We start from the raw sequence: 25,933 nt of genomic DNA, 5'->3' as shown, positions 1-25,933 counted from the left end.
CGCACTTTAACTATTAATCAAGGGTTTGCTTAGTTGAAAGCAAGCCCACATTTAACGTGAGAAAGAATTCATGACTACATTAAATGAACAACTAGCAAACCTAAAAGTAATTCCTGTAATCGCTATCAACCGTGCTGAAGACGCTATCCCTCTAGGTAAAGCACTTGTTGAAAACGGCATGCCATGTGCAGAAATCACGCTACGTACAGAATGTGCAATCGAAGCGATTCGCATCATGCGTAAAGAATTTCCAGACATGCTAATCGGTTCAGGTACTGTACTGACTAACGAGCAAGTTGACGCATCTATCGAAGCTGGCGTTGATTTCATCGTAAGCCCAGGTTTCAACCCGCGCACTGTTCAATACTGTATCGATAAGGGTGTTGCAATCGTACCGGGTGTTAACAACCCAAGCCTAGTTGAGCAAGCAATGGAAATGGGCCTTCGCACGTTGAAGTTCTTCCCTGCTGAGCCTTCTGGCGGTACTGGCATGCTTAAAGCACTAACAGCGGTTTACCCTGTTAAATTTATGCCTACTGGTGGCGTAAGCTTGAAGAATGTTGATGAATACCTATCGATCCCTTCTGTACTTGCGTGTGGCGGTACTTGGATGGTTCCAACTAACCTTATCGACGAAGGTAAGTGGGACGAGCTAGGCAAGCTGGTTCGTGACGCAGTTGATCACGTTAACGCTTAATCTATTTTAGATTTAGTGATGAAGCCTCACCTCGGTGGGGCTTTTTGTTATCTGGCGTTTATTGCGCTGACTAACCGTAAAACACGCTCAATCAACGTTCTGTTTCCCCACACCTTATCGCCTTTCTCTCTATGGATTCGCACAGCTCCGCGACTAAGACAGGCAATAACAAGTAATGTAAGCTTTCAATCGACTTCAGCACGCATCTAACGAAGCGTTACTGGTTCCCCCTGTCGCCTATCCAGCTTCTTATCCAGCAATGTTCCTTTTCGATACGTCATCAAGCATCTCTCATCGCATGCACTGAAGACCACAATAGACAAAGTGAGCCGCAAAATGTGTCTCGTCGCCCAGTTTAACGCCCACTCAGTGACAAAAATTCCAAATACGCACCTCTGTGGCACGAAAAAATGAATAAATAGCATAGAAAGGCTTCATAGCCGCAGATAAACAGAAAATAGCGAAGTGAAAACAATGAGCTACACTTGAAATCTCAATACGAAAATTTTCAGTATAGAGTTCCAAATTAACGTGAATGTCGTCGCACAACACACCAATTTGTAGCACATTTGTTACGGTTATAATTAAAATCTTATAGATACGGCAAAGTAAGCGCTTTTGCTTATATTGTAATACATATAAACATTTAACCCTCAATTTATTTTAGATCTCAAACAAAATGTACGCACATTTAAATTCAATTAAAACAAACACTTATATAGTCGTGCATTAGCACCAGAAAAATCAATGCGACCTAGATCATACTAAAGACATATTGTAGTACAAATAAACCTTGGGACGCGTTAATCTAAGCCCAGTTAATTATGATATTTAAAAGGCTGAAAAGATGACTATTGATACTTTTGTTGTTCTCGCCTACTTCTTCTTTTTAATCGCGATTGGTTGGATGTTCCGTAAGTTCACCACCTCTACAAGTGATTACTTCAGAGGGGGCGGCAAAATGTTGTGGTGGATGGTTGGTGCAACTGCCTTCATGACACAATTTTCAGCATGGACGTTTACAGGTGCCGCAGGACGCGCATTCAATGACGGTTTCGTTATTGTAATCCTATTCTTAGCCAATGCTTTTGGCTACTTCATGAACTATATGTACTTCGCTCCAAAGTTCCGCCAACTTCGTGTGGTAACGGCGATCGAAGCTATTCGTCAGCGCTTTGGTAAAACGTCTGAACAGTTCTTCACATGGGCAGGTATGCCGGACAGCCTTATCTCTGCAGGTATCTGGCTAAACGGTCTAGCGATCTTTGTAGCAGCGGTATTCAACATCCCAATGGAAGCTACCATTGTGGTTACGGGTATGGTTCTAGTATTGATGGCAGTAACGGGCGGCTCTTGGGCGGTTGTTGCTTCTGACTTCATGCAAATGCTTGTAATCATGGCCGTGACAATCACTTGTGCGGTAGCAGCTTACTTCCACGGTGGCGGCTTAACTAACATCGTTGCTAACTTCGACGGCGACTTCATGTTAGGTAACAACCTAAACTACATGAGCATCTTCATCCTTTGGGTTGTATTCATCTTCGTGAAGCAGTTCGGTGTAATGAACAACAGCATCAACGCTTACCGTTACCTATGTGCAAAAGACAGTGAAAACGCACGTAAAGCGGCAGGCCTAGCATGTATCCTTATGGTTGTTGGTCCACTAATTTGGTTCCTACCACCTTGGTACGTAAGTGCATTCATGCCTGAGTTCGCTGAGCAATACACATCAATGGGCGACAAAGCCGGTGATGCTGCTTACCTAGCATTCGTACAAAACTTAATGCCAGCAGGTATGGTTGGTCTTCTTATGTCAGCAATGTTCGCTGCAACGATGTCTTCTATGGATTCAGGTTTGAACCGTAACGCTGGTATCTTTGTAATGAACTTCTACAGCCCAATTCTTCGTCAAAATGCGACTCAGAAAGAGCTGGTTATTGTAAGTAAGCTAACGACTATCATGATGGGTATTATCATCATCGCGATTGGTCTATTCATTAACTCTCTGCGTCACTTAAGCTTGTTCGATATCGTAATGAACGTAGGTGCGTTGATTGGCTTCCCAATGCTTATCCCTGTACTACTAGGTATGTGGATTCGTAAGACACCTGACTGGGCTGGTTGGTCTACTCTAGTGGTTGGTGGTTTCGTTTCTTACATCTTCGGTATCTCTCTGCAAGCAGAAGACATCGAGAACCTATTTGGTCTAGAAACAGCGCTTACAGGCCGTGAATGGAGCGACTTGAAAGTCGGTCTTAGCTTAGCGGCTCACGTAGTGTTCACAGGTGGTTACTTCATCATGACTTCTCGCTTCTACAAAGGCCTATCGCCAGAGCGTGAGAAAGAAGTTGACCAACTATTCACTAACTGGAACACGCCGCTTGTAGCGGAAGGTGAAGAGCAACAAAACCTAGATACTAAACAGCGTTCAATGCTTGGTAAGCTTATCAGCACAGCAGGTTTCGGTATCCTAGCAATGGCTCTGATTCCAAACGAACCAACAGGACGCTTGTTGTTCCTACTATGTGGTTCGATGGTACTAACCGTTGGTATCCTACTGGTTAACGCATCTAAAGCTCCGGCTAAGATGAACAACGAGTCAGTAGCTAAATAACTAAATAGCTAAATAAGCAGCTAACAAGTTAAACCAAAATGAAGCCCATGTTATTCGATAACATGGGCTTTTTGTTTATCTTCGGTTTATCAAAATGGAATATGAAACGCATCTCGATCAATGCTCACATACCGTAGAAATACCTATCTCCTGCCCTCGTTTTATCTTCTTTTCCAACCTTTCCAATGGTTTGATCTCTTTCTCTGATTGTTTCTGTTACTTTGAATGACAACACAAACACAACAGACAATTACAATGAAAAAAACATCACTATTACTTGCTTCCATTGCTCTGGCACTTTCTGGTGTCGCACACGCTGACCAGCTAGAAGACATTCAAAAATCAGGCACGCTTCGTGTGGGTACTACTGGCGACTACAAGCCTTTCTCTTACTTCGATGGTAAAAGCTACTCTGGCTACGATATCGACGTTGCACAGCACATCGCGGAGCAATTAGGCGTCGAATTGAAGATTGTTCGTACCACATGGAAAGATCTACTGGCCGATCTAGACGACGATAAGTACGATATCGCGATGGGCGGCATTACGCGTAAAATGCAGCGTCAGTTAAACGCGGAACAAACTCAAGGTTACATGACCTTTGGTAAGTGCTTCTTGGTTGCGAAAGGCACCGCAGAACAGTACGACAGCATTGAGAAAGTGAACCTCTCTTCTGTTCGTGTGGGCGTGAACATTGGCGGTACTAACGAGATCTTTGCCGACGCAAACTTGCAAAATGCAAGCTTCACACGCTACGAGAACAACCTCGACGTACCGAAAGCAGTAGCAGAAGGCAAAGTTGATGTGATGGTGACAGAAACGCCTGAAGGTCTATTTTATCAAGTAACTGACGAACGTCTTGAAGCGGCACGCTGCGAAACTCCATTCACCAACAGTCAGTTCGGCTATCTGATTCCTAAAGGTGAACAACGTTTGTTGAACACGGTGAACTTCATTATGGATGAGATGAAATTGAAAGGTGTTGAAGAAGAGTTCCTGATCCACAACTCTCTTAAGTAACGTCTTTTTCAATTTATACAGTGACAAAAAAGAGGCCAGCAATGCTGGCCTCTTTCGTTATGGTTTAATGGTTCGCTTAACCGTGAGTTATCACATTTTGCTGTACTAGCGCATCTAGGATGTCTGAAGGCATGGTGCCACTTAAGGTTAGCTGTGGCGCAAGGTCTTCAACCACAATCACCTGTTCCGTAGTACCTAAGCCATCCGGGTTGATCGTAAGCTCAATGTCATCCCCGTCCACTTTCGCGTCTATCTGTTGTAGCAACGCGGTCATGTCTGGAGATGTATTTTTAAGCTCCGGCAACACTTCTCTCAAATCAATACTGTCCCCTTCCGACAAATCAAAGTCGGTAATCGTATCTTCAACACCATCTTCGATGTTAAGCCATACGAACGAGTCCATACCATCGCCACCAGTCAGAATGTCTGAGCCTCCGCCGCCAATCAAGGTGTCGTTACCGTCACCGCCAACAAGCGTATCGTCACCAGCTCCACCTACAAGTCGGTCATTTCCTGATCCGCCAGTGAGGTTAGTATCAAAGTTACTCGCTAAAAGTTGCACATCGTCTGTTTCAGAAGACAGATCGAGATCTATTGGGTTCGCAACTATATTGAGGTTTAGATCAATGTTTTGAGATATCGCAATATCGTTATTGTCCGTTTCTTCAGATACCGCCTCAACCTTCAACGTGTAATTACCCGGAGTTAACGGCTTACCAGCTGATGGTTGCTCGACGAGTCTGAGACTATCAATCGCATCAGCCGTCGCTATCCAAGTATCCCCCACCAGCGAAACCGTACCCGCATCACTGGTTACGTCAACGCCGTCCGGAATATCACTGAGCTTCAACGTCAACTCTTCAGTAATATCCGTCAATGCAGCGACAATTCCGACTAAAGCGACTCCACTATTAGCGACCACAGATGAGCTGGTCGTAATGTTTCTCACATAGTTGAATGCCGGGTCAATAGACAAGGTTGGCGCATTCGCCACCGGTGTCACCGCGATGTTATACACCACTGGCGCAGTTTCAATCGCGATACCTGAAGGGTTTCCGCTGTCTTTAGCGATGACTTCTAATCCAATACTATTGGTTGGAGACAAGCTCGCATCGAGGTAAACGCCATTTGGACTGGTTGGCGTATCAATCAGTGCGTTCAAATCGCTCAGTGTACCGACTAAGATGACCGAACCGGTGTTGTTGCCGTTAACCATCACGGTCGTCCCTGCCGGGAGTGCTACGTTCAATGTACCGTAATCCACCGTCAGTGTGACTGTCATTAGGTCATTCGAAAATGCATCCACATAATCGGGGTCACTGACATTGATACCACTCAATAGCTGACCGGCATCCTCGTCGACAAGACTGGTGACACTGTCACCATTAACAACAGGTATATCGTTGACACCTTGCACCACAGCACTGATTTCAGCACTATCCGTCAAGAAGTCATTGGCACCATTGGTGGTACCATCATCCTCTACGGTATAGGTGAACTTAACATCACCGTTATATTCATCCGCTGCAGTAAATACCCAATATGGTCCATTGATCGAGTTGTCATCCGCACCACCCACGTTTTCAAAGCGTTGTAATGTGCCTTGCCCTTGATCGATCACCAAGTTCGTCACGGTAATCGTGTCGTTCTCTGGATCGCTCGTTGCGCCAATCAAATCTTCCTCTTTGATGATTAGCTGACCTTCTTCAAGGATGGTGCCCAAGTCGATGTCCGTTGCCACTGGCTGATCATTCACTTCCGTTACCACAACGCTTATTTCAGCGGTATCCGTTAGGAAATCATTTACGCCGTTAGTTGTACCATCGTCTTCTACGGTATAAGTGAACTTAACATCACCGCTGTACTCGTTGGCTGCGGTAAACACCCAATATGGGCCTGTAATCGAAGCATCATCCGCTCCACCCACGTTTTCAAAACGTTGCAATGTGCCTTGACCCTGATCGAGTACCAAATTGGTCACCGTGATGTTATCTGCATCAGGATCGGTTGTCGCCGCGATCAAATCTTCCTCTTTGATGATCACTTGACCTTCTTCCACAATCGAGCCCAGATCAATATTTGTCGCGACAGGTTGGTCATTCACTTCTGTCACGACAAGGCTGATTTCAGCGCTATCGGTTTTAAAATCATCCACACCATTGGTTGTACCATCATCGATAATGGAGTAATTAAATTTAACGTCGCCGTTGAAATCACTGTCTGCAACGAACAGCCAGAACGGCCCTGTAATCGCAGCATTGTCTGCTCCACCAGCATTCTCAAAGCGCTGCAGTTGACCTTGCCCTTGAGTTAGAGTGACACCCGTTACGGTCAGATTATGATTCTCGATATCAGAGCTTGCCGCAATTAAGTCACCTTCCACAATCACGATTTGGCCGTCTTCCGCAATCGAGCCTAAATCAACATCTGTCGCGACAGGCGCATCATTCTCTTCCGTCACCTTAATGGTAAAGGTGGTTTGATTGGTTTGAGCCGTACTCGGATCTCCAGCGTCAATCAGACCGTTATTACCGCCGTCATCGAGGGTCGCATTGATCGTGACTAAACCACTCTGGTTGAGGTAGTTCTGGTCTGGATCTGGCTTGAACGTCACAGCTCCATTGGTCAATGCGGTATTGATGTCCGCTTCTTTACCCGTAATCACCAATGAGCCGTCAGGTTGTAGTACAAACGTCACATCAGGAGAACTTGTAAACTCAAATTCACCCTGTGCTCCCGGCAATGTTTGGTCAATTGCTAAGGTGAGTACATACGGCGCATCTGGGTTATCAAAATTAGCGTCGACGTCGTAAATGCTAAAGTTGTCCAATGCAATGCTATCTTCTTCCTTCGTTTCAATGTTGGTGACATTCACAAACGTCGGCTGGTCGTTGATCGGATCTATCACCAAATCAACATCGAAGCTGGTTGGTGTACCCAAATATTCGGTGTTATCAGCGTCAGTATCAACAGAGCGAACGGTAATCAGAAGCGGGCCATTGATGCCTAGTACATTACCCGTATCACTATTGTGTTCACCTGAATTGAATACGATCTTATCAAGTGACTGCGCAGCAACATCCAGTGTCCAGATCTGCGTAACTGGATCGTAACTAGCCAAGGTCGTGCCGTCTGGGTAGTAGATAGAGGCATCTTGAGGCACACCAGCAACTTCTACTCGAAGTGTCTCTGGCGCATTCTCGGTATAAGTACCGCTGCCCGTTGCCGATAGCTCTTTATCCAAAATCGTCGCATTGATTTCGATATCAATGTTTTGACCTTCGTTACCTGTCACAGAATCTGTCGGGTTAGTATCAACATCATCACCCACAGGTACCACATGCAGCTTAAAGCTTGGCAGATTTGATGCTGCGGTAGGCACACCTAATAAGGACTCTTGCGTAAATACGGCAACACCAAATTCAGCCGTACCACTGAAGTCTTTAGGCGGCAAAATCGAAATCTCGCTCAGGTCAAATGACAGTCCTGACGCTTGAGGCAGTTGAACACTCCACTCACCACCACCATTATTCTTCACCGTGTATGCCGAGCCAGCGTCTGCACGCATTTGGAAGCCATCAGGTACGTCTGTGAACTTAATCGACACAAACTGTTCTGATCCATCAAGGTCAGTCAGTGCAATCGATACAGGCCCTGTGCCCGACAAAGAAATGAGCTGGTCTTCAGTACCCGTAATCTCGATAACATCAGGATCGCTACCCGGTCCTGTTACGAGCACATCGTCCACGACTGGAACCACTTCAAAGCTAACATTGGTATTAAACGTATCAGTATCTGTTGCTGTACCTATTGGAGACGAGGCATCATTGTACGTAGCCGTATCGGTAATCGTGCCGCTGACATTCACTTGCACCTGATTAATGTCGTTACCTGTCGGGTAATTAGGTGCAGGGCGGAACAAGACGTTGTCCAGAGCGCCTGCATTAATTTCAGCTTCATTAAAGGTCACCGATGTGCCAAGCGACACACCTGCGCTGGTATAAAAAGCCCCGACACTCGTGTCATTCAAAGTCAGTGTGATAGAGGTGAATTTTTCGTCACCCCCTTCATCTCCGCTTACTTGATCAGTAATGGTCGAACTGAAATCCAGTTGGATATAGGTATCTTCGTAGCCGACTGGATCTTGCCCTGCTTGACCGTCGGTATCGACAGGGCTAAACGAATCGTCAAGCGAACCAACGACAGTCACGTCAATATCTGGGTTACCTTCAACATCAGGAGCAACTTTTATAACCACATCGGTCACCAAAGTTTTCTCATCCCCTGAGAGCATATCTTTAGTCACAATGGTGATTGGTAATCTAAAATCGCCAGAGTAGTCAGCTGGCAAGTTAAGAAGCAAACCAGAGAAGTCGGTAGAAACGCCCTGATCAACGGTAGTCTGGAATACATATTTCCCGTTAACAAAGTCGAGGTCGCTGCTTCCCGATAAACTAATTGGGAAGGTGACTTCGTTCGCCGCTCCTGGATTAATGGTCACACTGTCATCAATAATGATGGTCACTTGATCAGTTGAGTCGTCTTCACCCGAGAACGTAATTAAACCATTCAATGCCGTACCCAGATCTAACTGGGTGTCTTCAATCGCATCAACAACACTGTCTGGTGTCATATCAATATCGGCTGCGACCTTAGTGCTCCCTGCCACCACTTGAGGGAATGACAGAGTGACTTCCCCGTCCCTACGAGCGGCCGTAGATGACTCAACCTCAGCACCATCACCTCGGTCTATCACCGTGCTAAAGATGTCCATCTTGATGTCATTGAACCCTCCAGCCCCGCTGTTTCCTGAAGGAAGAACAAGGCCGTTCGGTGCACTTATGCTAAATATGTCTTCATTCGTTACAACCCAGCGCCCATCGCCTTCATAAGCAGCGCCAATAACGAGCAGTTGATTGAGTACAGCATCTGATAGAGCCGAGTCGTCCACATTTGTTAATTGAATAACTAACTGATCCACTTCTTCGATAGCGGACGAAGCATCTGTTTCTTGATATCGAATGACGAACTCATCCGTAACCGATGTATTATCGCTATTGGTAGTGAACTTAAGCACGCCAGTGTTGGCATCAGCAACTACGGTTGCTAGAGCTCCAGTACCCAGCACATCATCGACGATAAGCTTGTTGCTGGCGTCTTGCGGTTCAACGACTGGCGTTACGACAACATTAATCGTACCTGTAATCGTTGCGGTAGCGATGCCCTGACCAGGATCAGTCGCATCAACATACTCATGATCTCGCTCTTCAATCATGACAACGGTATTAAGCGTAAAGTCGGTGCTCGAATCTTGTTCAGGTGTGATCTGAATAAAATTGTTGTTCAGTGCTATCTGAGTAAACTCTTCTGCCGTTTGTCCACTCTTCGGCGTAATGGTTAAAGTGCCTGCTGAAGCATCGTAAACCCAAGTTACATCGCCATTAACCACAACACTTTCAACATCTGTCGGAATGGCACTGATCACAATAGAAGTGAAATGCTCATCATCATCAATATAGTCAGTACCCTCTGGGTGCCAATCAATACTGATCACCGTATCTTCATCGCCATTAGTGACTGTGCTGTACGTCGCCGAGGTATCGATTCTAGGTTCGACTAGCACTCGCACTTCTTGGTCAAACGTAAGCGTATGACCGTCATTCTCAGTCACGATCACTTTACCCTGAATGTGAATGTTCTCGGTTGAAGAATCGACGGGTCTGATGCGGATTCCTGAGGTTTTACCCGCGTCAGTGATGTTCGCTTCGTAGATAGGTTTAGACAGATCAGGGCTACCACCCGGACCAGTTTCGTAACCGACAAAGTTAAGGTCAATAATGGTACCGTCACCGTCTTCCAGAATAACGCCATCAGGAATACCCGAGAGGATAACGGTTATGGATTCTGAACCGTCGTCAGGTAATGGGGTTTGATCTACAGCTGCAGGATCAGGTCTTCTCTCTCCCGACAACACGGTGAAATCAAGCTCGGCGTAGCTATCTCCATTCTGGCTCTCTTGGATCGTGGTTTGCACACCACTTGCAGGGTCAGGATCGGTATCAGGTATTGCAGTCCATGCCGTTCCGCTAGTACCGCCGTAAGGAATATCTGCGACACCTTTAACTTCAACGTTAACCGTTTTAGTCCCTAGGATTTCTTCATCAACTTGAGCACCACTAGAGAGGTTCGCGGTGTCTTTAACCACACCGGTTACATCAAAAGTAAAATCGACATTACTGTGTTTAGTCGGAACGATCTCTACATTGGCTAAGTCGGAATACGCCACTTCTTGATAATCAATACCGTTAATAGTGATTGTAGGAACTGGGGTCGTAGTTCCAAGGAAATAAAGCACCGCACCTTCAGTGATATTGCTGATACGAACAAATAGCTCTTCGGAACCATCAGTATCCACTGAGCCGTTCATTGTGATGACTTCGTCTAGCGTGAAGTCATCTTTGTTAGCCAGAGGACCTAGGTAGTTAGGGTCATCAATATTGTCTTCGTTAATACGAATCCGGTTAACACTGAACGACCCAGGGTCCGCATCGGCAGTCACATCAATGATAATGTTTTGCTCAACAGAGCGAGCGGTCGTTTTGTCTAACCCGCCGTTAGCTGAATCATCGTATGGGTTAAGCGTCTCTTCAGTAATTGCCGTCGCTTTGAACTCAATTTGTCCAGAGAAGTTATCGATTGGGTTGACGACAGTGCTATTGATATCAGCAGATGCGATGATATAAACACCATTAACGGGCGTTAACACATTGCCATTTTGATCAAGTAACTCAAACTTCCCATCACCCTGAATCGCTTCAAGTTCATAGGTAATCGTCTCAGTATTACTGTTATCTTGCGATTCAGCATTCAGCTGCAACGTAACATTGTCTTCATCTTCATTCACTTGATACTGATAAGTACTGTTGGCGTCATCCCACGTTGCAATATCCGCTACCGCTTCAATCTCGATTCTGAAATTTGAGTTAACGGTGTGATCCGTATTGCCATTTTTCTCAATTTCTAGCTCATAACGAACTCGCCCACCAGTTTCATCCGAACTAGCGTGTTGGTCCGGAACAAAGAACAAGTTGTCTATCGTCGCAATAGTTTGTCTTGGTTCATTAGGATTTGGAGCAAAGCTTTGCTCGAGTTGAGGAGGACCAAATATAATGCTCCCATTTGGTTCAGGCATTAGCTCATGGTAAGAGGTACCGTCAAAGTAATAGAACGTACCTTGGTGACTATCACCTCCATTCGGGCTTTTTATCGTTAACTGACCTATAGATTCATTGTTATCTTGGTCGTATAGGTTAACTTGCAGTGCAACTTGTGCAGGCGCATTAGGCAGACCACTTTGGTTATCTTGAACATTCTCAAGATCTGGTTCATCACCCGTTGCATAAGGTATCGTTGAGTCTCTACCCGCATCCTCGAAGGTCGTCACTTTCAGAGCGATTCTTGTAGAGTCCCTATCAGTAATCGTTATATCTAACGGTGTTTCAGAGGTATCTAAATCGCCATCCGTCGCAATCACATTAATCGAGAAATCGATGGTGTCTAGGCCGTCATGATCGAGATAGCCGTTAGCTCTAAATTCAACCTCGCCATTTGAGTTGATACGCAAGCGCCCTAGCTCACGGGTGTCCACGCCACCACTACCATCATCGGTTTGTTCGTAAACTCGTACCTGTTGGCTACCGCTATTTAAATCGAAACTGCTGCTGTACGGCCCGCTGTTTCCTGTACGGAAAACAATATCTGCACCATTACTGGTAATGCCCTCAATTCGACTCAGTACCGCGCCATCCGCGCCGACATCCGTGGCATTAGCAAACATGTCAACTTTGGAATTACCATAGCCCTGGCCTTCAATTCGTGTGATCGATTGAGTTGTCACCAATGGAACATCATCAGTCACCGTGATTTTCAGATCGATCGCGTTTGATTGGTCTTGATCAAAATCTTCTGCAACAACAGAAAAGTTAAGGTCAATCGCGTTTTCATCCGCACCATCAGGGTGCTTAAGGGGTTTAAACAATTCAAACTGATAGCTGTTATCAGAGGTATCGAAAATAATCTCAAACACCGCTTCATTACTCGTTGTTGTTTGAGCAACGTAAGTAAATGTTGTGCCGCTTTGTGAAACAGCTAGCCACTCTAAACTTTCTCCATCAGAGGTTAAGCCAGCCAGCACCAAATCTTCATCAACCAGTTCATACTTCACAACACCATCAGCACCTTCATCAACCGTAAACAGTCCATTAATAATGGTGTCTTCAGATTGATCGGAACCAACACCAGTAAGATCGTCTTCATCGACAACCGTTTCACCGGTTGGCGCACTCATTACTGGCGCATCGTCTAGCACCTCGATTGGCAATACGTATTGGTTAGAATCATCGCCATCACCGTCAACTGCAACGACATCGAACGGTATTGTGAGTGTATCGAGGTTGCTCGGTGTCGTGGCGTGATTGAGAGGGCCAAGCAACGTAAACGTGTAAGCACCATCATCAGTCAGCACTAATGTAAAAATTGGCGTTCCGCCTGGGTCAGTTGCACCTTGGTAGGTGGTCGTGTTAGCAGCACCTGTGATCTCAGTGATCTTAATACCTTCATTGCCAGACGATAGCGTCGCTTCTAGAGTTGAGATATTGCGTAGTTCGTAAACCTCTACTTGGTCTGCACCTTCAGTGGTAACAAACGAACCTGTCGCCTGAGCAACAACAGAGCCTAAATCGTCTTCATCAACGACAAACGTACTTGCAACCGTCGTATCAGTGATGGTTGGCACATCATCAGTAATGGTCACTGTTAGCGGTTTCACCGCAGAGTCAGTGTTGTCTTTGTCGACAGCGATCACTGGCAAGGTGAATATTTGATCGTTATTACCCTGTACTGGCAGGTGATCTAACTCTTCCAGTAAGGTAAATGTGTACTCTCCTAGAACCAGACTGCTAAAGGTAATGGTGAAAATATCCGTTTGGACACCCCCACTTTCCACGAAACCAATATAGTTCCCACTGTTGGCAGGATCTTCTTTTAGCTGAACCACCAAACCATCTGCCTTCAGGTCGCCAGACGTGTTGAATTGAGTGGTATCAATACGGAAGTGGCTCACATCGTCACTTCCAGCTGTGAAAGTAATGGTTTCAGTTTGGCTAACAGGTAAACCCGGTGAAGAACCATCAATCAGATTTGCTTCTTCCAACGCGACAGTCGGTACGGTGTCGATAGTTGGTGGCGCGCCATCGGCAATAGTTAACGTCACGGTAGACGTCACGATATCGCCATCTTTATCTTCAGATGTCACCGTTATGGTCTTGACGATATCGCCACCAGAGTGGTCTAGATTGCGATTAGGTTCAAAACGCACATCACCTTCAAGCGTGATAAACAAAGAACCTTCTGCAAATACAAACTTTTGCTCTCCTGTATTGCTTTGTACCAGAGAGGATTCTGGCTGGCTGCCATAGGTAAACTTAGTGACTGTGGCACCATCTGCACTTTGTGCTGGCATCACATCAAACGTTGTTGTGGTCGGCGTCCCAGTGCTTGGTTCAGTGATGCTAAGCGCACCAGACTGCATTAACTGGACATCATCGGTGATGGTTACTGAAAGCGGTTTAGACGCTGAAATATCGCCATCAGTATCTTGCGCGTAAACAGAAAGATCAAAACTCAGATCGTTGTTTCCTAAGCCATCAACGTGATCCAAACGCTCAAGCAACGTAAAGGTATACTGGCTAGGATTAGTATCATCAAAGTCTAGGGTGAATATGATTTTCTCACCACCCGAACCATCCGTTGTAAACGCAATGTAGTCGCCAGAACCCGCAGGCTCCTCACGCAAGCTCAATTCAAGGCCATCAGACTTCAACACGCCGTTGGTATTGAACAGCCCAACTTCGACTACTATTTTTCCGATGTCATCACTGCTCGCTAGCGAGGTGATAGTCTGAGTCACACTGACAGGTGTTCCGCTAGGTGTCGAACCATCCGCAAGTAAGCTTTCCGACAAGCTGACACTTGGCACAACGTTGATTGTAGGTCCATCGCCATCAACAATCGTAAGCGTGACTGTTGATGAAAAGGTATCTTTATCAAAGTCAGAAGACGTAAACACAATCGACTTAACAATGTCGCCTGCAGAGTGGTCAAGATTACGATTTGGTTCAAACCTTACATCGCCATCCAAAGTGACAAACAGCGAACCTTCAGTGAAAACAAATTCCTGCTCACCACTGATGTTTTGATTCAAAGTAATCGCAGATCCACCGTCATAGGTGAACTGTGTAATGGTTGCCCCATCAGCACTTGGCGTAGGCAATACGTCAACGGTCAAGGTAGTTGGTGTGCCAGTATTTGGCTCTGTGATGGTTAACGTGCCATCTTGCATCTGTTGAAGGTCATCTTGAATGGTCACAACAACATCACGCTTAACTGAGTCATCACCATCAGTATCAACCGCATAAACAGGCAGGTTGAAGTTGAGGCTGTTATTAAGATCACCATCAAGGTGATCTAACGCCTCAATCAAAGTAAAGGTGAACTGCCCTTTATTAACGCTATCAAAGCTAATCGTGAAGACATCGGTTACATTACCTGCCCCATCATCGGTATAGCCAATGTAGTCACCTGGAGAAGACGGATCTTCTTTTAACTGAACAACAAGACCATTTGATTTCAGCACATCACCTGGGTTGAATTCGTTGGTTGCAATTCTAAAGTGGCTTAAGTCATCACTACCCACGGTGTAGGTAATGGTTTGTGTTGAACTCACCGCAGAACCACTCGGCGTTGAGCCATCTGCTAGGTTCACTTCCGATAAGTTCACGCTAGGAACAACATCGATAACTGGATTGATTCCGTCTTTGATCGTCAAAGTGACATCCGCGGTATCGGTATCGTTATCAAAGTCACTGGTCGTGACGACTATCGTTCTCACGATATCGCCAGATGAATGATCTAGATTTCTGCTTGGTTCAAAGCGCACCTCACCTTCAATCGTGATGTACAGTAAGCCATCGGTTACGGTAAAAACTTGTTCCGTAGACACAGTTGGGTCTAACGTAACAGCCGTGCCACCATCGTAGATAAACTGAGTCACTTTCGCGCCATCAGCACTCTGTGTCGGCATAACGTCGATTGTTGGCGTGGTTGGCGTACCTGCTGCTATATCAGCAAGTGAAGGCTCAGTGATACTTAACGCCCCATCTTGAACGCCTTGTACATCATCGGTGATCACCACGGTCATTGGCGACATTGCAGAATCATCACCATCGGTATCAACCGCTAAAACAGGGACATCAAAACTTAGAGTATTGTTTTGTAATCCATCTGCATGGTCTAACGCTTCAAGCAGTGTGAACGTGTATTGCCCTAGATTGGTTGTCGAGAAACTGATCGTGAAGACGTTGGTTTCTACGTTAGAACCGTCCTTGACGAAGCCAATGTAATTACCAGAATTCGCTGGCTGCTCTTTTATCTCAACCTCTAAGCCATTGGACTTTAAAGCTCCAGACGTGTTGAACTGTGCTGGGTCAATTCTGAAGTGACTCACATCGTCACTACCCTCTGAGTAGGTAATAACTTGAGTCATCGTCACTGGATTACCGGTTGGCGAAGAACCGTCAGCGAGATCCACTTCTGAGAGCGTAATTCCAGGGACTAAATCGATCGTTGGAAGATCACCATCGGTAATCTTCAATGTCACGGTAGATGAAACGATATCGCCATCAAGGTCAGTAGATGTAACAACAATCGTCTTGGTAATATCACCACTCGTGTGATCTTGATTTCGCACAGGCTCGAATCGTATCTCACCTTCTGTGGTAATAAATACAGAACCTTCAGTGAACACAAACTCTTGCTCGCCATTCACATTGAGATCAAGGCTTTCTGCAGTGTTTCCATCAAACACAAATGAAGTGATTTTTGCTCCATCTGCGCTCTGATTTGGCATCACGTCCAGAGTATTCGATGTTTCGACTGCTCCAGCAGGCTCACGACTGGTTATTGTGCCGCCTTGCATCAACTGCACATCATCACCAATAGTCACGCCAAGCTGAGAGACTAACGAATCGTCGCCGTCACTATCCACCGCATACACAGGCAGATCAAAACTCAGGTCGTTGTTGCCACGTGCATCTTGATGATCCAAGGCTTCGATTAAGGTAAAGGTGTATTCACCTAAGGTTGTCCCAGAAAAACTCAACGTAAATACTGTGGTTACCGCATTCGACGAGCTGGTTGTAAATCCGATGTAGTTGCCCGACCCTTGCGGATCTTCACGTAATTCAACAGCTAAACCATTCGATGTAAGTGCATCATTGGTATTGAACTCTGCTGGTTCAAGGCGGAAGCGGACCACATCATCACTTTGATTGGTGAAGGTGATGGTCTCGGTTTGACTAACCGCGCTACCACTCGGGTTCGAACCATCACTCAGATTAGTTTCTGATAAGCTAACTGTTGGAATAACATCAATAGTTGGAATATCACCATCGGTGATCGTTAACGTAACGGTTGACGTGACTGAGTCTTTGTCGAAATCGCTTGATGTCACCACTATCGACTTAACAATATCGCCGGCCGTATGGTCAAGATCTCGATTAGGCTCAAAGCGAACTTCACCTTCGAGGGTAATGTACAGTTTGCCTTCTGCGAAGATAAACTGCTGTTCGCCTGCAATATTTTGATCGAGGGTGTTTACGACGCCATCATAAGTGAACTGAGTGATGGTCGCGCCGTCAGCACTTTGGTCTGGCATAACATCAAAAGTGGCCGTGGTCGGTGTACCAGCCGCTAAATCAGCGACGGTCGGCTCAGTAATATTGAGCGCACCACCTTGCATGATTTGAACATCATCACCAATCGTTACATTAAGCTGCGATACAAGTGAATCATCACCATCACTGTCTACCGCATAAACAGGCAGATCAAAGCTCAAATCGTTCTTATCTAGGCCATCAACATGGTCTAGCGCTTCAAATAGAGTGAAAGTATATTCACCTAACGTGGTTGAAGAGAAACTAATGGTAAACACGGGGACTTCAGCGCTCGAACCGTTGGTAATAAAGCCTATGTAAGTGCCTGGATTAGCAGAATCTTCTTTTATCTCGACCGCAAACCCATTCGATTTCAGTGCACCACCGACATTAAACTCAGTTGGTTCAATGCGGAAACTCGTCACATCATCACTTTGGCTAGTGAAAGTAATCGTCTCGGTTTGACTTACTGCGCTACCGCTCGGGCTAGAGCCATCGCTAAGGTTAGTTTCAGATAGAGTAACGCTTGGCACGGCATCGATGGTTGGGATATCACCATCGGTAATCGTCAGCGTAACCGTTGCTGTCACTGGATCGTTATCGAAGTCACTAGAAGTCACCACAATCGACTTCACGATATCTTCGCTCGTTGTGTGGTCTAAATTACGATTTGGCTCAAAACGCACTTCACCTTGAAGAGTGATGAATAACTCACCTTCCGTGAAGCTAAACTTTTGCTCGCCATTATCAGTTTGATCAAGTGTTCGAAGTTGACCATCGTAGGTGAACTGAGTGATTGTCGCGCCGTCAGCACTTTGTGTTGGCATCACATCAATGGTATTGGTCGTTACAGCACCACCAGCCAAATCAGCAACATTCGGTTCAACGATATCTAATGTGCCGTTTTGCATGATTTGGACATCATCACCGATAGTCACATTGAGTTGAGACACCAGTGAATCATCACCATCTTTATCAACAGCGTAAACCGGCAGGTCAAAGCTTAGGTTGTTATTTCCTAGCCCATCAACGTGATCTAACGCTTCCAACAGTGTGAAGGTGTATTGACCAATATTGGTATCCGAGAAACTAATCGTGAACACGTTCGTTTCAACATTAGGCGCCGTCGTCACAAAGCCGATGTAGCCACCCGGCGTACTTGGGTCGACTTTCAACTCAACCGTCAGTCCATTCGATTTTAGAAGGCCGCCAATATTGAACTCAGTAGGTTCAATACGGAAACTCGTCACATCATCACTTTGATTGGTGAAGGTAATCGTCTCCGTTTGACTGACCGCACTGCCACTTGGAGCAGAACCATCACTCAGGTTGGATTCAGATAACGTAACACTTGGTACATTATCAATGGTTGGAATATCGCCATCGGTAATGGTCAGCGTAACCGTTGAAGAAACAAGATCGTTATCAGAATCACTTGAGGTCACCACTATCGATTTAACAATGTCTCCACTTGTGTGGTCCAGATTGCGATTAGGCTCGAAACGCACGTCGCCTTGTAGGGTGATATACAGCGAACCCTCAGCAACATCAAACTTCTGTTCACCTGTATCGCTTTGGTCAAGTGTTAGTACCACTCCACCATCGTAGGTAAACTGAGTAATGGTCGTTCCATCAGCGCCTTCTTCATCGAGAACATTAACCGTTGTAGTGGTCGGCGTGCCTGCCGCTAAATCCGCAACCGTTGGCTCTTCAATATTGAGTGAGCTATTGACCATCACTTGAACGTCATCGGTGATCGTCACCCCCAACGGAGACATCAGAGAATCGTCACCGTCGCTATCGACGGCGTAAACTGGCAAGTTGAATGTTAGGTCGTTATTGCCTTGAATCGGCGTGTGGTCAATCGCTTCGAGAAGCGTAAAGGTGTATTCACCCAAATTGGTACTGCTGAAATCAAGAGTGAAAACGGTAGTTTCAGTATTCGAAATATCAGTCGTGAAACCGATATAATTACCCGACCCCGCAGGTTCTTCTCTAAGCTCGATAACCAGACCATCGGACGTAAGAGAATCGCCAACGTTAAATTCACTAGGCTCTAAATGGAATTTCTCAACATCGTCACTTTGGTTGGTGAAAGTGATCGTCTCGGTTTGACTAACCGCGCTACCACTCGGGTTCGAACCATCACTCAGATTCGTTTCAGATAAGCTAACCGTTGGAATCACATCAATAGTTGGAATATCACCATCAGTGATCGTCAATGTAACCGTTGAAGTGACTGAATCTTTATCGAAGTCACTTGAGGTCACCACAATCGACTTCACGATATCTTCGCTCGTGGTATGGTCGAGATCGCGGTTAGGCTCGAAACGCATTTCGCCTTCAAGAGTGATATATAGCTCGCCTTCCGTAAAGCTAAATTGCTGTTCGCCTGAAATGCTTTGATCCAGTGTGTTTATGACACCGTCATAAGTGAACTGAGTGATGGTCGCGCCATCTGCACTTTGATCAGGCATCACATCAATGGTGTTGGTTGTTACAGTGCCGTCAGCAAGATTAGGCTCAACGATATCTAACGTACCGTCTTGCATGATTTGAACGTCATCACCGATAGTCACATTGAGTTGCGATACCAATGAATCGTCGCCATCGCTGTCTACCGCATAAACTGGAAGATCAAAGCTTAGATCGTTTTTATCTAGACCATCCACATGGTCTAGCGCTTCAAGTAAGGTAAAGGTGTATTCACCTAACGTAGTAGCAGAGAAACTAATGGTGAATACTGGGATTTCAGAGCCAGAACCGTTGGTAATAAAACCGATGTAAGTGCCCGGATTAGCAGAGTCTTCTTTTATCTCAACCGCAAACCCATTCGATTCCAGTGCCCCGCCCACATTGAATTCAGTTGGTTCAATACGAAATTTAGCTACATCATCACTACCAGCAGTAAAGGTAATCGTCTCGGTAGCGCTGACCGCACTTCCGCTTGGAGAAGATCCATCAGCAAGGTTGGTTTCTGAGAGAGTAACAGGCGGGATCAAATCAATGATTGGATCTTGGCCGTCAGTGATACTTAGCTCAAGCGTTGAGGTGTCAGTGTCTCCATCACCATCTTCAGCTAAAAATGAGAATTGTTTGAGAATGGTTTCACTGTTTGTGTGGTCAATATCGCGCGCAACTTCAAAACTAAAATCGCCATTTAGTGAAATGGTTACAACACCCTCAGTAAAACTGAATGTTTGAGCAGCATCTGGCAGCAAGCTCTGATCTAGTGAGTAATCAACACCATCATAGTTAAACGATTGAATTGTCGAACCATCTGCTCCTTCGAAATTGAACAGATTATACGAAACAATGGTATCGCCCGCTAAAGTCGGTTCCGTGACTGACTCAACCTTATCAACTAGCTCAACAACATCATCTGTGACATTGACGAGAATCTCTGCAGCTTCTGGTGTACTCGAACCGCCAGATAGTGCAGAGCGATCTCCATCCGCATCAACAGCATAAATAGGCAGAGCAAAGGTCAACAACGCGTCTTCAGTGCCTTGGTGAGAAAGCTCTTCATACAAAGTGAATTCGTAGTTACCCAGTGAAGGACTATCAATTTTAACATCAAAGACCGTAATTCTTGATCCATTGACCTCGACATAGCCTTCGTAAGTTCTTACACCATTAGTTTCATCAACCAACTCGAGTAGCACCGCCGCACCATTAGAAATCAAGGTGCCACCAACATTAAATTCCGTCGGCTCCAGTTCATAATGATCGATGATGTCGCTTTCGAAAATATCGGCAGTGATACTTCCACTCCCCGCTACAGGCGCGGTTCCCTCTTGTGAGCCACCAATGATGCCTGCTTCATCGACACTAATACTGTCGACATTGGTAATAACTGGGCTATCCCCATCAGAGATAACAATGTTGATGTTATTGGTTACAACATCTTGGTCGAAATCGGTAATCGTGATCGGTAAATCGAACGTCAGTGAATCGGTACCCACTTGTTCGATTGGATTAAATTGCTCGAATTTATAAGTACCATCAGTATCTAGTGAGATAGTAAGAACAACCTCACCTCGGCCTTGAATGGACAAAGTGATCGTTGTCCCATCATCAGATAGCCTTGCAAGCGTATTTTGATTATCGCTGAGTATTCCATCAAATTGGTCCAACGCACTCGCATCAAAAACGGCTGATTGAAGGTTATCACTGCCAATATTGGAGAATGTCCCTTCGATTGGAACATTGCTTGTTTCTACGTTAGTGATATTCACACTTTCAGCAGACGGATCGACCCCATCAACCACGGCAACTTGTGCATTGATTGGTGTTGCTAATGGGTTTCCCGCGGTGTCTTCACCTTGAATATCAAAAGTGATGTTAATTTGATCGCCTGTATAGGAAACCTGACCACCACCAATAGACGTTACGTGATCAATTGGTTGAGAAATCGTTGTGGTCAGTGAAAGCTCAGCGTTGTTTCCAACACTAACAACATCGATGTCGATGCGTAATACTTCATCGGTGCCTTGAACACCAATGATAGAGTTCGTCGCCGCATCATAAGTAAAGATAACGGGCTGACCACTTGAGGTAATATCACTGTTTAGCTCTGTGAGTAGAGAAGCGAGGGACAGTGCTTCTGGAGCGAAAGAATCAGGGGAGAGCGCTAGACTACCAGCAATAATCGTTTCGGTAGTTGTAATAGATTGGGGATAGGTATTATCAGAAATGGAGCCTTCAGTGAGCACTTCACTGATTGATTGACCGCCCGATGAACGAGTTATTGTTCTGAACTCTTCTCGGTCTTCATCAACCGTTTGTTCTGCTAGACCTGCGGTCTCAAAAAATGTCGATGGATGAGTTTCTGTGTAGTTGTAGTCAATCGTCACAAAGCCAGCGTTTGCTGAGCCTTGCCCGCCACCAGCGGCCGTTGCTTCTAAGATTTGGGTCGGATCGGCACCACCTAAAATGGCTTCTTGGATAGCAGCAAATTCATCATCAAAATCTCCTGCATCGGCTTGCTGTAAGTCAAAATTAACTTCTCCAGCAATCGGAGCATCAGCCCACACTAAATCTTGGTCAACACAGCCAATACAATTGCTGCCTACCTCAGTGACACCGTTTTGGGTGCCTAATACAAGCTCTGCTTGGTTGGCAGTAATAACAATCTCGTTTTCACGAATAATATCACCAGCTGAAATTTTTCGTGCGCTTCCGTCAGACTTAACTACGATGACTTCTCCACTCACTGCCTCAACAACTGCAGCTTGGCGCGAAACTTCAATACCCATATATCCCCCGTGGTCACAAAATGCTGTATTGCTCAACATCGTGAAAATGATAGTAATAACGGTTTCAGGCTTAAATTATATTCAGAACTTATTCTCTGCATTAACAATCAATTACGTAGGCTGATGTATATGATGAGTCTGTTCCGTTTCGCCTGTTTTTTTTATAGTTTACTTAACCTTAAGCCTAGTCTTCCTTATCCGAAATGTCATGTCTGTGCGAAGTGACTTCTTTTCACAAATCTAGGCATTCACTTTAGTTTGTTCATGGACTAAGCAAAAGTTTATAGGGTGTTGATTAATATGCAATAAAACGCACAATCTAATTACACCTCAAATTTTTATAAATATATACAGTAATAAAGTTGATAAATCATTAGGATTTATAGGCAATTAATAAGGTCAAGATATACCTAAACCCCAAAGAAGAACTAAATCCCATATTTGAGACAAGGTTCAGCACAAAGCTGATGACAAACTGTTCAAACACCATATATGGCGTCAATTACATATACAACTGCTAGAGTATTGAATGGGTATGCAGGGACAATGCGTAGAAGTTACAAATGGATATTTCGAGGAATCCAAAAAAAGCCCACTAAGTTAAACCTTAGTGGGCTTTAAAATCAGTATATAGCGTTATGCTGTTAGCAATGACACACTATTATTTAGCAAGGCGATTTGCAGTCCAGACGTAAAGTAGCTCGAGAGCAATCGTCGCACCAGCCAATGCTGTAATCTCGCTTTGGTCATACGCTGGAGAAACTTCTACAACGTCCATACCAACCATGTTGATACCTTGCAAGCCACGGATAATTTTCAGCACTTTGTCTGAATTCAAACCGCCGCATACCGGAGTACCTGTACCCGGAGCAAAGGCAGGATCCAGACAATCGATATCAAACGTTAGGTAAACTGGCTTATCACCGACAATGCCTTTCACTTGAGCAATGATCTCGTCCACGCTCATGTCGTTCGCTTGCATCGCGTTAATAACGTTAAAGCCGTGTCCTTCCTGCTTGTACTCTGTACGAATACCAATTTGCACTGAATGTTCAGGCGAAATTAAGCCTTCATTTGGCGCATGGTAGAACATAGTGCCGTGATCGTAACGACTGCCCTGACTGTAAGTGTCAGTGTGCGCGTCGAAGTGAATCAGAGCCATCTCACCGTACTTCTTACCGTATGCTCTAAGCAAAGGCAGTGTAATGAAGTGATCACCACCTAAACCTAACAGAGTTTTACCACTATTTAGAATCGCATCAGCAGCCGCTTCTAAACGTTGAGTTAAGTCTTCTGCATCACCGCAATCAAACACAAGGTCGCCAGCATCAATCACTGAGGTGTGTTCAAATACATTGAAGTCCCAAGGGAATTTTTTACCTTCCCACGCCAAGTTAACTGACGCACGGCGAATCGCATCCGGTCCCATACGCGCACCCGGACGACCAGACGTCGCCATATCTAGCGGCGCACCTAATACAACCACATCAGCATCGTTGTCGATTGGGTTTTGCACCAAAGGACGACGCATAAATGTCATCGCATTGGAGTACAGCGAGTAATCTGGTTTCGTAAATAGATCGTTCATTAAAAATCCTCAAGATAGGTGTAACCCATCAAGCCTTGCTCTAACTCTTCAAGTACGCTTTGCTGCTCTTGCGCTGGTACTTTCGCCGTTACCAATTCTTTGTAGTTCTGACGAATTAGGTCCATATCAATGTGAACGTAACGCATCATGTCTTCTACTGTGTCGCCTTCGTTGATGTAATCAATGTTCGCTTCTCCGCTCTCATCAACATTCACCACAACACTGTGCGTATCACCAAATAGGTTATGCATATCACCCAAGATCTCTTGGTACGCCCCTACTAGGAAGAAGCCCATCAGGTATGGTTCATCTGGGTTCCACGCGGGTACTGGCAATGTTGTTTCAATGCCTTGGCCGTCAACATACTGGTCAATCGTACCGTCAGAGTCACATGTGATATCCAGTACAACAGCGCGTCGCTCATCCGCATTGTCCAAACCACTTAAAGGCAATACAGGGAACACCTGATCGATACCCCAAGCATCTGGCAACGATTGGAACAACGAGAAGTTCACGAAAAACTTATCAGCCAAACGCTCGCTCAACTCATCCAAAATAGGACGGTGGTAACGGTTCTTAGTGCTCATTCGAGAGCTAAGTTCGTAGTTAATACGCAAAGACATCTGTTCCGCCCAAGCACGGTGCTGAAGGTTCAGCATGCCTGTCGCAAATTGGTTGTGTGCTTCTGCGATATCACTTTGCGTGTCGTTGTAGATCTCAATCAGCGCGCGGTCATCATTACCTGCATCTAACTCTAAGAAGTTCTTCCACATGTTGTTTAGCAACAGTGGTGCATCAGCTTCAGGCGCCGCCATGTCTTCCGGAGAATAGCTTTCTGTACCGATCACGTTAGTAACAAGCACAGCGTGATGCGCAGTCAACGAACGACCAGATTCAGAAATGATCACAGGTTGTGGCTGATTGTAGAGCTTACAGATATCCCCTACTGTCATCACAATATTGCGAGCGTACTCAAGCAAGCCATAATTCATTGAGTTTGAAGACTGGCTACGTGTGCCGTCGTAATCCACAGCCAAACCACCACCAACATCTAAGTACTTCAATTGAGCACCGATATCGCGCAGTTCACAGTAGAAACGAGCCGCTTCGCTCACACCATTTCGTACATCACGAATATTGGCCATTTGTGAACCAAGATGGAAATGCACTAACTCTAGAACATCAAGCTGATCTTCTGCTTTCAAGCGTTCAATAACGGTAAGCACTTGTGATGCAGACAAACCGAACTTCGACTTCTCACCACCACTTGCTTGCCATTTACCTGCGCCTTGAGAAGCAAGACGAATACGCAAACCTAAACGAGGTTTCACGCCAAGCGCTTTCGCTTCAGAAAGAACAAGATCAAGCTCTGACAGCTTCTCTAGAACGATGAATACTTTGTGGCCTAGTTTTTCGCCAATAAGCGCAAGACGGATGTATTCTCTGTCTTTATAACCATTACACACGATCACTGAGCTCGCTTTTTGAGCCAGCGCCAATACCGCTAATAGTTCAGGTTTACTGCCCGCCTCTAGACCTAGTTGCTTCTGCTCTAATTGAGCTTGGCTTGCTAAGATCTCGTCAACCACTTCTTTCTGTTGGTTAACTTTAATCGGGTAAACAAGTAGGTAACGGTTATCGTACTGATATTCGTCGATCGCTTGGTTGAATGCGTTACAGATATTGTGCACACGTTGATGCACTATTTGAGGAAAACGCACAAGAGCAGGCAAACCAATATTTCGCTGCTCTAACTGTTTTACGATCTGACTTAGCGGAACTTGATGATCGGTTTCGCTCGGTGAAACATACACCTCACCGTTATCATCAATTCCATAAAAACCTTGGCTCCAGTGCTTTACATTATACTCAGCACGGATGCGTTCCAAATTAACCGAATTTTCCAATTCTAGAGACCTCACACTATAGGGCCATCGACAGAAGATACCTCTTTGGAATAGCGAGGTATAACCCAACAAAAAGCGT

Annotated in this window: 6 protein-coding genes; 3 read left to right on the top strand and 3 right to left on the bottom strand. The window is 45.4% G+C overall.

All coding sequences use genetic code 11. The annotated features are described in order from the left end of the window. Nucleotides 1-70 precede the first annotated feature (70 nt). From OCV20_RS06940 to OCV20_RS06930, 3 genes are all read left to right on the top strand, one after another. A complete protein-coding gene (locus OCV20_RS06940; RefSeq protein ID WP_017069898.1) occupies nucleotides 71-697 on the top strand; it encodes a bifunctional 4-hydroxy-2-oxoglutarate aldolase/2-dehydro-3-deoxy-phosphogluconate aldolase in 627 nt (208 codons plus the stop codon). Between the two features lie 847 nt (nucleotides 698-1,544). Beyond that, nucleotides 1,545-3,311: a sodium:solute symporter family transporter gene (locus OCV20_RS06935; RefSeq protein ID WP_086775424.1), complete on the top strand. Its 1,767-nt coding sequence runs from the start codon at nucleotides 1,545-1,547 to the stop codon at nucleotides 3,309-3,311. 255 nt (nucleotides 3,312-3,566) lie between these two features. Beyond that, on the top strand, nucleotides 3,567-4,331 hold the full coding sequence (locus tag OCV20_RS06930) for a transporter substrate-binding domain-containing protein (RefSeq protein WP_017067326.1): 765 nt from the start codon (nucleotides 3,567-3,569) through the stop codon (nucleotides 4,329-4,331). 76 nt (nucleotides 4,332-4,407) lie between these two features. Here the strand turns inward: OCV20_RS06930 and OCV20_RS06925 are convergent, their stop codons facing one another. The 3 genes from OCV20_RS06925 to speA all read right to left on the bottom strand — a co-directional run bounded on the left by OCV20_RS06925 (nucleotide 4,408) and on the right by speA (nucleotide 25,836). Continuing rightward, entirely contained in the window at nucleotides 4,408-22,359 is a 17,952-nt protein-coding gene (locus OCV20_RS06925; RefSeq protein WP_086775423.1) for a retention module-containing protein, read from the bottom strand. A gap of 661 nt (nucleotides 22,360-23,020) precedes the next feature. After that, nucleotides 23,021-23,947, bottom strand: coding sequence for an agmatinase (gene speB, locus OCV20_RS06920; RefSeq protein ID WP_017105806.1), 927 nt, complete (start codon nucleotides 23,945-23,947; stop codon nucleotides 23,021-23,023). Further along, nucleotides 23,947-25,836: an arginine decarboxylase gene (gene speA, locus OCV20_RS06915; protein ID WP_181360316.1), complete on the bottom strand. Its 1,890-nt coding sequence runs from the start codon at nucleotides 25,834-25,836 to the stop codon at nucleotides 23,947-23,949. Before speA ends, speB begins: the two co-directional genes overlap by 1 nt. Between the last annotated feature and the right edge of the window lie 97 nt (nucleotides 25,837-25,933).

This window comes from Vibrio coralliirubri (genome assembly GCF_024347375.1).
Classification (GTDB): domain Bacteria; phylum Pseudomonadota; class Gammaproteobacteria; order Enterobacterales; family Vibrionaceae; genus Vibrio; species Vibrio coralliirubri.
This window is presented reverse-complemented; position numbering and strand designations above follow the sequence as displayed.